We start from the raw sequence: 9,642 nt of genomic DNA, 5'->3' as shown, positions 1-9,642 counted from the left end.
TGGCCACGCTGTGCGAACGACGTTGGGACGTAGCGTATAAGCTGTTCGCGTAGCGTGTGCGTAGCACATAAGCTGTTTGCGTAGCGTGGGCGTAGCGCATTAGCTGAATGCTTACCTTTAGCTAATTACCTGACATTTTCAGCCAACCAAAAATCCGATCTACTGTTAATTCTAGGTTAATATCCTCTAATACAGAAGGGTGATTGCTACCTAGTAACAATTCTGGTTGTTGACCCGGTCGAAACACTAAAATAGACCGATCAGCAGGATCAATTAACCAACCTAGCTGACAACCATGTTGTAAGCAATAGAGAATATTGCCAATTACCCGATTTGAACTCTGTTCTGGAGAGAGGATTTCAATTGTCCAATCGGGGTGCAATAAAAAATCATTGGGAACTTCCCCATCGGCATCAAAGGGAATTCGTGACCATTTGAAAACCGCTATATCAGGTACAATAGAGCCTATGCCAAAACTACAGCGCAACTCTGGGAAGGCATAAGCAATTTTCTGGCTTTCTGTGTTTTCGTTGATACTATTGCATAGCCTCAGCTGCAATCGACTATGCTTTCCTTTCGGCATTGGCTTTTGGACAATCTCGCCGTTGATGTATTCCCTAGCTGGCTTTGTTTCTGGGAGCTTCAGAAATTCTTCCAGGCTATGTGCTGGGGTGATTGTGACAGTCATGGCTCCTGAATTTTTGGGGAAATCTTTCTTTAGTTTAGCAGTATAGCATTTCTATTTGATTTGTTAACATACTTCCTTAAGGAAAGGCAAGAGGAATCCCCCCTAACCCCCCTTAGTAAGCAGGGCTTTTTCATTCTTTCTTTGGAATAAATTGTCAGGTCAATCGGGTGAAAGGGAGGTGGGGTGCTGGGGAGAGGGTTTTTTTAAGGTTAAAAATACCTATCACATTTTAGTCGGACGCAAGAAACAGCCCTGGGATTAGGGGGGATTCCTGTTCCATAAAATCCCAAAATTGTATACCTCACCAAATTTAAAACCGCTATACAAGTAATCAAACCTATTGTGAATGACTCGATGCTGCTGGCTTTGGCAGTGTTACAATCCCTGAAATCTGTGAAGATGCCGCAGATAACTGATGGTATCTAGTTTATGGGCGTTACCTAGGTAACTGTGATTCCTTAATTTTCACTAAAACTTGAACAAGTTTAGTCTTAACTTTACGAATACTTTAAATAAAAGTATTTTTCTTTAAAAAAAGAATTGATAAATTGATAAATAGTCAAGTCAAGCAAAATATAAAAAACATTCAGGGTAAAAAAATAATACACCTTAAGGTATTTGAATTTTTCAGGAATACTCCAAAATTTAAATGTTGATTTATAGGGGAAGCTACGAAAAAATTATCGATTTTACGAGTCTGATTTAGGGTGTATCAACTGGTGTATCAACTGGTGTATCAACTGGTGTATCAACTTATGATGCCTTGAGGTGAGCTTAGTCGAAATTTGTTTGTCTGCAATGACCTTTTTGTGTCAATCATTTATTCTACCAAAAACAAAATCTGATGACTAATATTTTGGGATTTGAGACTGGCAACTTCATAAATTGGAACACTATCGGCGATGCCAGCATTGAGACAGCGGCATTTGGCAGTATCCCTTCTCAGGGAAAATTTCAGGCTTTGATTACTAATGATGTCGGTTCTGTAAGTGATAGCGAAATTGAAAACTTCTTGGGGTTGAACCCAGGCACTATCGATGGTTTTGGCAATGGAGATGCCAAAGAAGGATCCGCTCTCACGCTAAAACCTATTACAGTCAAGGCTGGGGATGTTTTGAGCTTCGACTTTAACTTCCTCACTGATGAGCTTACTCCTGACTCCACCTTCAAGGATTTTGCCTTTGTCTCCATCACCCCAAACGTTTTATCTAACCTCGCAGATACAAATAGTTCATTTCTCCTGTCTCCTACAGGATTTCGTGAGGAAACAGACTACAATACCTTTACCTACAAATTCCCAACTGGTGGCACTTATATAGTAGGTATGGCAGTGGTGGATGTAGAAGATGAGTTATTGGAATCAGCGCTACTAGTGGATAACTTAAGAGTTGTCCCGAAAGATGAAGTAATTCTAGGCAAAAGCAACGGTGAAACTCTTTTCGGTACTACTGATAATGACACAATCTACGGTCAGGGTGGTAATGACAGAATCTTTGGCAGTGAGGGAGTAAACATTCTCTATGGTGGTGCTGGGGATGACTTGATTTTCGGCGGTTCCAATTCTGACACCATTTATGGCGGCACTGGTAATGACCAGATCTTCTCCTCCGGAGGCAATAACACAGTCTATGGGGGTATCGGTAATGACCTCATAGACACTGGCACTGGTAATGATTTAGTTGTTGGTGGCTTTGGCAACGATAGGATCAGGCTTGGGGGTGGTCAGGATATTGTTGTCCTAGAAGCACGCAAAGGAACTGATACTATCATTAACTTTAAGGCTGGTAAGACGTCGCTAGGTCTGTCTGGTGCCTTGACTTTCAGTAACTTGACGTTTAACCAAAGTAGTGATAATGTGGCTATCTCTGCTAACGGTGAAGTCTTAGCAGTTGTCAATAATGCACAAGTTGGCACTATTGCCAGCGCTAGCAACTTTGTGACGATTTAGTTAATTTTGTAGCTCTGAGTAAACCTGTTTTTTCTCTAGGGTTTGTAACTCAGGACTTTAGCAATAACTATACCGTTAGGGGCGCACGTCGTACGCCCCTACTACTGAAGATAAATCCAGAAGGGTGTTTGAGGTAAAGTTTGGCGACAGTCATTGTAACTCTGGTTTTTTTGTGAAAACTATCATAACCAGGTCTAGAATCTCAAGAGGTACACTGGGGGAATTGGTAGTTAAAGATTACCGTTTTGATTAGTAATCAGTTCCCTATGTCTACATTTTTATTAGAAGTTGGTACAGAAGAATTACCCGCAGATTTTGTGGATAGTGCGATCGCACAGTGGCAATCGAGAATTCCCCAAACCCTAGATGAGTACTTTCTTACTCCAGAAGGAATTGAGATTTACGGCACCCCTCGCCGCTTAGCAGTTATCATCAAAGGATTACCTGGAAAGCAACCCGACCGAGAAGAAGAGGTTAAAGGACCACCAGCTAAGGCAGCGTTTAAGGATGGCGAACCTACTAAAGCAGCACTTGGGTTTGCCCGTAAACAGGGGGTAGAGGTAGATAATCTATTCCTCAGAGATACGGATAAAGGAGAATTTGTCTTTGTTCAGAAACAGATATCCGGTCGCCCCGCTACGGAAATTTTAACGGAACTGATTCCCCAATGGATATTTGGATTGGAAGGGAGACGATTCATGCGCTGGGCGAATGGAGATTTAAAGTTTCCCCGTCCCATTCGCTGGCTAGTCACACTTTTAGATGATGTAGTGCTACCGGTAGAGTTAGATAATAATGCCGAGACTATAAAAAGCGATCGCATTTCCAGTGGTCATCGGATCTTGTCTCCCAAACCGGTAGAGATTCCCGAAGCTACAGATTATCAGTCCTGTTTGCGCAATGCTTATGTAGAGGTCAACCCTGAAACACGTCGCGAGACAATCAAATCACAAGTAGAATCAGCCGCTAAAGAGTTAGGTGGTTATACCCCTCTGTACCCTGAGTTATGGGAAGAAGTCACTAATTTAGTGGAATGGCCGACAGCAGTAGTGGGTAAATTTTCCTCAGAATTCTTGAATTTACCTCAAGAAGTGGTCACCACAGAGATGGTGTCTCACCAGCGCTACTTCCCAGTATTCAAAACCGAAGCAGCTACTGAACTTATCCCCTATTTTATTACTATTGGTAACGGTGACCCCGCCAAATCCGAAATTATTGCTACTGGCAACGAGCGAGTAATCCGAGCGAGGCTAGCCGATGGCCAGTTTTTCTACAAAACCGATATCGACTCACCCTTAGAAAGCTATTTACCCCAACTGGAGAAAGTCACTTTTCAGAAAGATTTGGGTTCAGTACGCCAAAAGGTCGGTAGAATAGAAAAGATAGCGAGTCAAATTACTGACCAGTTAGGTCAACACTCTCCTAATCTAATCTCACCAGAAGCTATTACTCAGATTCAAAGGGCGGCCTTATTGTGTAAAGCAGACTTGGTTACCCAGATGGTGTATGAATTTCCTGAATTACAAGGGGTAATGGGACAAAAGTATGCCGTTGCTAGTGGGGAATCTGAGCAAGTCGCAACAGCAATTTTTGAGCATTATTTACCGAGGGGTGCAGGTGATTCTCTACCTCAAACCATTACTGGGCAAGTGGTAGGGTTATCAGACAGGCTAGATACCTTAGTCAGTATCTTTGGCTTAGGTATGTTACCCACAGGCTCTTCTGATCCCTTTGCTCTACGTCGTGCTGCTAATGGGATTATCAACATTACCTGGGATGCCAATTTACCGATTAATCTCCAGCAGTTGCTAAAAGATATTGCTGCGGATTTTGTAGCTGCTTATCCAGACAATAATTCACCAATAGAGTCATTACAGGAATTTTTCTTACAACGGATTCGGACTCTGCTCCAAGAAGAAAATAAAATTGATTATGATTTAGTGAATGCTGTGTTAGGAGAAGATGATCCCGAGTATCAAAACAGGGCATTAATTGATGTGTTAGATGTACGCGATCGCGCTTTGTTTCTCCAGTCTATCCGAGATAATGGTACCCTGGATAAAATCTATGAAACTGTCAACCGTTCAGCTCGTTTAGCTAAACAAGGGGATTTAGATACCAAAGAGTTACAACCAACAACAGTAGTGAATCCGGAACACTTCCAGAAGTCTTGTGAGCAAGCATTTTATGATGCTCTCGTGGAATTAGTGCCAAAAATTAAAGCTTCTCAGGAAGAGCGAGATTATCAGAAATTAGTGGAAGCACTAGAGCAGATTACTCCTACAGTTAGCACTTTCTTTGATGGTGACCAGAGTGTATTGGTGATGGATCCTGACCCCAATATTCGCAGTAATCGCTTGAATTTGTTAGGATTGTTGCGGAATCATGCTCGTGTCTTAGCAGATTTTGGAGCAATTGTCAAGAGTTAGGGGTTGGTTTGTAAGCATATGCGCTACGCGCACGCTACGCGAACAGTAATCAGAAATCAGTAATCAGCAATCAGTAATCAGCAATCAGTAATCAGCAATCAGCAATCAGCAATCAGTAATCAGCAATCAGCAATCAGCAATCAGCAATCAGTAGTGGCCAAAGGCCAAGGCTGTTCGCGTAGCGTGGCCTTTGGCCAAGGCTGACGGCTGACGGCTGACGGCTGAGCGCTGAGGGCTGACCACTGAGCGCTGACCGCTGACCGCTGATAACTTTGGGGGATTGATAGTAAAAGCTCTATCTGCGGTTTTCTGAAAATTGTGCTCAAATTGAAACTGACCTACGATTGAGCTAGCCTGATAAATGCCATGGAGATTCTAGAAACCGTAACCTTTGATAATGCCATCGCATTCACGGAATCGATAATGACCAAAATGGCAACAGGGGAACTAACATCGCCAGAAATTACCGATGCGATGCTCCTTTGGAGCCGCTTCGCGAACGCATCCTTAGTCAAAACTAAAAATGGTGCTAGAGGTTTCTTTGTCACCTACCTTACCAGTGACAGCACCTTAGCCGACAATCCCTCACCAGAGGTGATCACAGCTCTAGAGTCATCCCCCGAAATCGTAGCGGAACTGTTAGTCAAAAATTTAGCTATGTCAGCGGCAATGGGATTGAACCATCGCCGCAATGGTAAAGAAGACATGGCTCAAGGATCAGACCGAGTGCGATGCTCCGTAGGAGCCGCTCCGCGAACGCGTAGTGCTAATCTCATTAAACAACTAAATATGCCAAGCCTGTTTGACATTGCCCAACAGTTAAGGCAAAGCGCCCTTACTGGAGTTGGCAACTACCAAGAATTTCTGCAGCGCTGGAGATACGATTCTGAGCAAAAACAGGTCATCCATCAAGCTCTATCTGAAATTCTTGACGAATAACCAAAGGGATGTTTTCAAAAATCAAAAAGTGACTATAGATATTAATAGGAAAATAGCAATTTAAAAATTGTTAATTGCTATTTCCTAATCTCATCATGTCTACTTTGTAATAGTATCATCGCCAATGATAAAAATTCTTCACCTATCTGACATCCACATGGGTAGTGGCTTCTCCCATGGACGAATCAACCCTGCTACTGGAATCAACACACGTTTAGAAGATTTTGTCAATACCCTAGCTAAATGTATTGACCGAGCCATTGCCGAACCTGTGGATTTAGTTCTTTTTGGCGGTGATGCCTTTCCCGATGCCACACCACCACCCTATGTTCAACAAGCCTTTGCCAATCAATTTCGCCGCTTAGTAGATGCAAACATTCCTACAGTTTTACTAGTAGGAAATCACGACCAACACTCCCAAGGACAAGGAGGTGCTAGCTTATGTATTTATCGCACCTTAGGCGTGCCTGGATTTGTAGTAGGGGATAGCATCGAAACTCATAAGATTCAAACCGACAATGGTTTGGTACAGGTAATTACTCTACCGTGGCTAACCAACTCCACCCTTCTCAGTCGCCCAGACACCGAAGGTCTAACCCTAGCCGAGGTTAACCAACTCCTGATCTCACGGCTTGAGCCAATCTTAGAAGCAGAAATTCGTAAACTTGACCCAAACCTGCCAACGGTCTTATTAGGTCATTTAATGGCAGACCAAGCTAGATTTGGTGCAGAGCGCTTCCTAGCAGTTGGTAAAGGTTTTACTATTCCGCTCTCGCTACTGACTCGACCCTGCTTTGATTATGTAGCTTTAGGACACATCCACCATCACCAGAATCTCAACCACTCCAATGACCCTCCAGTCATTTACCCTGGCAGTATTGAGCGGGTCGATTTCAGTGAAGAGAAGGAAGACAAAGGTTATGTCATGATTGAGCTGTCCAAAGGTCGCGTTCAGTGGGAATTTTGTCCCTTGTCAGTGCGTCCCTTCCGTACCATTGAGGTCAACCTTGCTGAAGCAGATGATCCCCAAAGTACTTTACTAAACGCTATTGGTAACGAAACTATTAAAGACGCTATAGTCCGGCTGATTTACAAGCTACGTTCTGAGCAGCTCGACCTAATTGACAATACTGCCATACATGAATCCTTGAGGCCAGCCCACCACTATACCATTCGTCCAGAATTAGTCAGCCAGCTAGCCCGTCCCCGCTTGCCGGAACTGGGTATAGGTAACAGTATTGATCCGATGGATGCCTTATCGACATATCTAGAGAATCGGCAAGACCTCAGAGATATTGCTGCAGATATGCTAGAAGCTGCAGAATGCCTATTAGAGAAAAATCGGTAATTGGTAATTAGCTAGTAGCAGGAAAACTACCACCGATGAAGTGGATATCACTGAAGGTTTCGATCGCGTAGCGTGACCGTAGGTCAATCCACAGACGAGCGCCACAATCGAGTGGGTGATCTGGCTGATAGACAATCCGACATGGACCGAGGATTTCTACCTCGTTTCCGTATAGATTGTCGCCACTTCGTTTTACTGAAATCACTGGCTTCCGGTCTTTGGGACTTTTGTGCATATTCGAGCCAATGTGATTACGGTTGACATTGATCTTAGCTAGAGCCGGAGGACGATTTTTACGCCACTTACCCTTTGGACCACGTCTGCCTCTGGTAATTTGAGGCAGATGGGTGAACTACCCCAACCTACTACGTAGAGGTTGGGGCTTCCAGTTTCACGGAAGAATGCCTTAACTTGGACGGGCGTCCACGTCTTGGTCTTACTTCTTCTCCACTAGCGTTGACCTCCCCCGTCCCAGAGGAGGATAGCATTCTGATACCTTCTGCTCTAATATTCTTAGCGGCATTACCATCTCTGTCATGATGAGTTCCACAACTTGGGCAAGTCCAAGTTCTGACATCTAGTGGCAACTCTTTGATTCGGTAATGACAATTAGAGCAGGTTTTAGAACTGGGGAACCACCGGTCTATCTCAACCAATACCTTCCCTTCTTTTTCACACTTATAAGACAGGAAGTTCACAAAGGTTCCCCAGCTTATATCAGATATTGCTTTAGCTAATTTATGGTTACGAACCATGCCCTTGACATTTAGGTTTTCAACTACTACTACTTGGTTGTTGTCAACTATTTTTCTGGATAGTTTGTGTAGGTAGTCTTGGCGGACATTTCCAATCCGTTCGTATACCTTAGCTACAATCTTTCTGGCTTTTTTCCGTCCATTGCTTCCCTTTTTCTTTCGGGCGGCAATACGCTGTTTTTTGGCTAATTTTCGTTCGTATTTAGCTAGGTGTCTGGGATTACCAAACTTAGAGGTCTTTTTGCCATCGTAAGTGATCGCAAAATCCTTGATACCCAAATCAATACCAATCACCTTCCCGTCGGTGGATGGCTTTATATCGTCCGACTCATACTCCATCAACACAGAAGCGTAATACTTACCAGATGGAGTTTTACTAACTGTGACAGTTTTAATTTCCCCGTCTAGTTCTCTGTGAATTTTAGCCTTGATAACACCCAGTTTTCCGGGGAATTTTAAGCAGTAACCTACTTGTTTGACGTATTGTGGATACTGGATTGATTGGCGATGATGGAATGATTTGAACCTAGGATATTTAGCCCTGCCCTGGCCGTAGGCCACGCTTCGCGAACAAAAAAGTTTTGATAGGCACGACTAAGGTTGAGACTTACAGATTGTAAAACCTGAGAATAACAGTCTTTTAGCCAAACAGTTTTTTCATCTTTTTTGAGTTTTGGCAACATAGAATTGAGCGCAGACCGAGACAACCCTTTGCCGGTTTCCTTGTAAGTCTCTATACACTGATTTAATGCATAGTTCCACCACCAACGAGCACAACCAAAATGTTGAGCAAGTATCTGAACTTGCTCCTGCGTGGGGTAAATTCTGACTTTTACGGCTTGATGGTTCACTGTCTTTGCACTCATCCATCGACCTTATATATCATAATATATACTTTGTGGTAAATTATCAAGTTCCGTTAATTCCTTGTTCGCGTAGCGTGGCCTACGGCCAGGGGTCTATCCACCCCCACCCTAAATAGGGATGGGGAATTTCGACCCCTCAAACTCCCCTATTCGTTAAAAAAAATTTTCCAATAAAACTAGTAAGTAGTCGGACAAAAGTTTTGGGTGCTGTATAAAGTTTTGTAAATATCGGCCAAACCTTTTGGGGTAATGGTTACAAGAATTTTACAGTTTTTGAGACAGTACCGTTTATTTATGTCCGACTACATATAACAGAAAAATTTGTGGAATGCCAAATCATGGGGTTATATTAATTAATGCATCAGCCCTCAGCACTCAGAAGATTCCCTGAATAACATTGAGTGTAATTAGGGCTATCATTAGACAAATCAGGTCAGTTGGAATAATTGGTTGGGACTTCCCTAATAGCTAAAAATGGCAATCAGTGCTACTGTAGGATGCCATACTGTTGCGCTAGTTATCCTACATGGTTGAATCAATACCCAAGCAAAACTACCGTGAAGATTCAGGGTCAGCCATCGTAGGCTTCACAGGTCAACAGTGTCAGCAACAGCTGCTTGACAAAACCTGAGTAGACATCTGTTCTAACTCCTGATTAACCTGATGGTT

6 protein-coding genes and 2 pseudogenes are annotated in these 9,642 nt (G+C 43.2%); 4 read left to right on the top strand and 4 right to left on the bottom strand.

Features of this window, described 5'->3' with window-relative positions:
* Window positions 1-121 precede the first annotated feature (121 nt).
* Window positions 122-688, bottom strand: a complete 567-nt coding sequence (locus F6K49_RS20695; protein WP_293046012.1) for a Uma2 family endonuclease — start codon at window positions 686-688, stop codon at window positions 122-124.
* Between the two features lie 844 nt (window positions 689-1,532).
* Between F6K49_RS20695 and F6K49_RS20690 the strand changes: the two genes are divergently transcribed.
* Window positions 1,533-2,636, top strand: a complete 1,104-nt coding sequence (locus tag F6K49_RS20690; protein ID WP_293072372.1) for a calcium-binding protein — start codon at window positions 1,533-1,535, stop codon at window positions 2,634-2,636.
* Between the two features lie 266 nt (window positions 2,637-2,902).
* Entirely contained in the window at window positions 2,903-5,065 is a 2,163-nt protein-coding gene (gene glyS, locus F6K49_RS20685) for a glycine--tRNA ligase subunit beta (RefSeq protein ID WP_293080606.1), read from the top strand.
* 140 nt (window positions 5,066-5,205) lie between these two features.
* On the opposite strand, the gene F6K49_RS20680 is transcribed toward glyS, so the two are convergent.
* Window positions 5,206-5,391, bottom strand: a complete 186-nt coding sequence (locus F6K49_RS20680) for a hypothetical protein (RefSeq protein WP_293099659.1) — start codon at window positions 5,389-5,391, stop codon at window positions 5,206-5,208.
* 40 nt (window positions 5,392-5,431) lie between these two features.
* Between F6K49_RS20680 and F6K49_RS20675 the strand changes: the two genes are divergently transcribed.
* Entirely contained in the window at window positions 5,432-6,004 is a 573-nt protein-coding gene (locus F6K49_RS20675; RefSeq protein WP_293072369.1) for a hypothetical protein, read from the top strand.
* A 124-nt stretch (window positions 6,005-6,128) separates the two neighbouring features.
* On the top strand, window positions 6,129-7,352 hold the full coding sequence (sbcD, locus tag F6K49_RS20670) for an exonuclease subunit SbcD (RefSeq protein ID WP_293099658.1): 1,224 nt from the start codon (window positions 6,129-6,131) through the stop codon (window positions 7,350-7,352).
* A gap of 7 nt (window positions 7,353-7,359) precedes the next feature.
* Here the strand turns inward: sbcD and F6K49_RS20665 are convergent.
* Both F6K49_RS20665 and F6K49_RS20660 read right to left on the bottom strand, forming a co-directional pair.
* A pseudogene (locus F6K49_RS20665) lies at window positions 7,360-7,698 on the bottom strand (DNA-binding protein); the annotation flags it as partial.
* Window positions 7,699-7,717: 19 nt separating this feature from the next.
* Window positions 7,718-8,958, bottom strand: a pseudogene (locus F6K49_RS20660) (RNA-guided endonuclease TnpB family protein).
* Window positions 8,959-9,642 lie beyond the last annotated feature (684 nt).

It is taken from the genome of Moorena sp. SIO3I6 (genome assembly GCF_010672095.1).
Note: the sequence above shows the minus strand (reverse complement) of the source record. Positions and strands in the feature narration are given on the sequence as shown.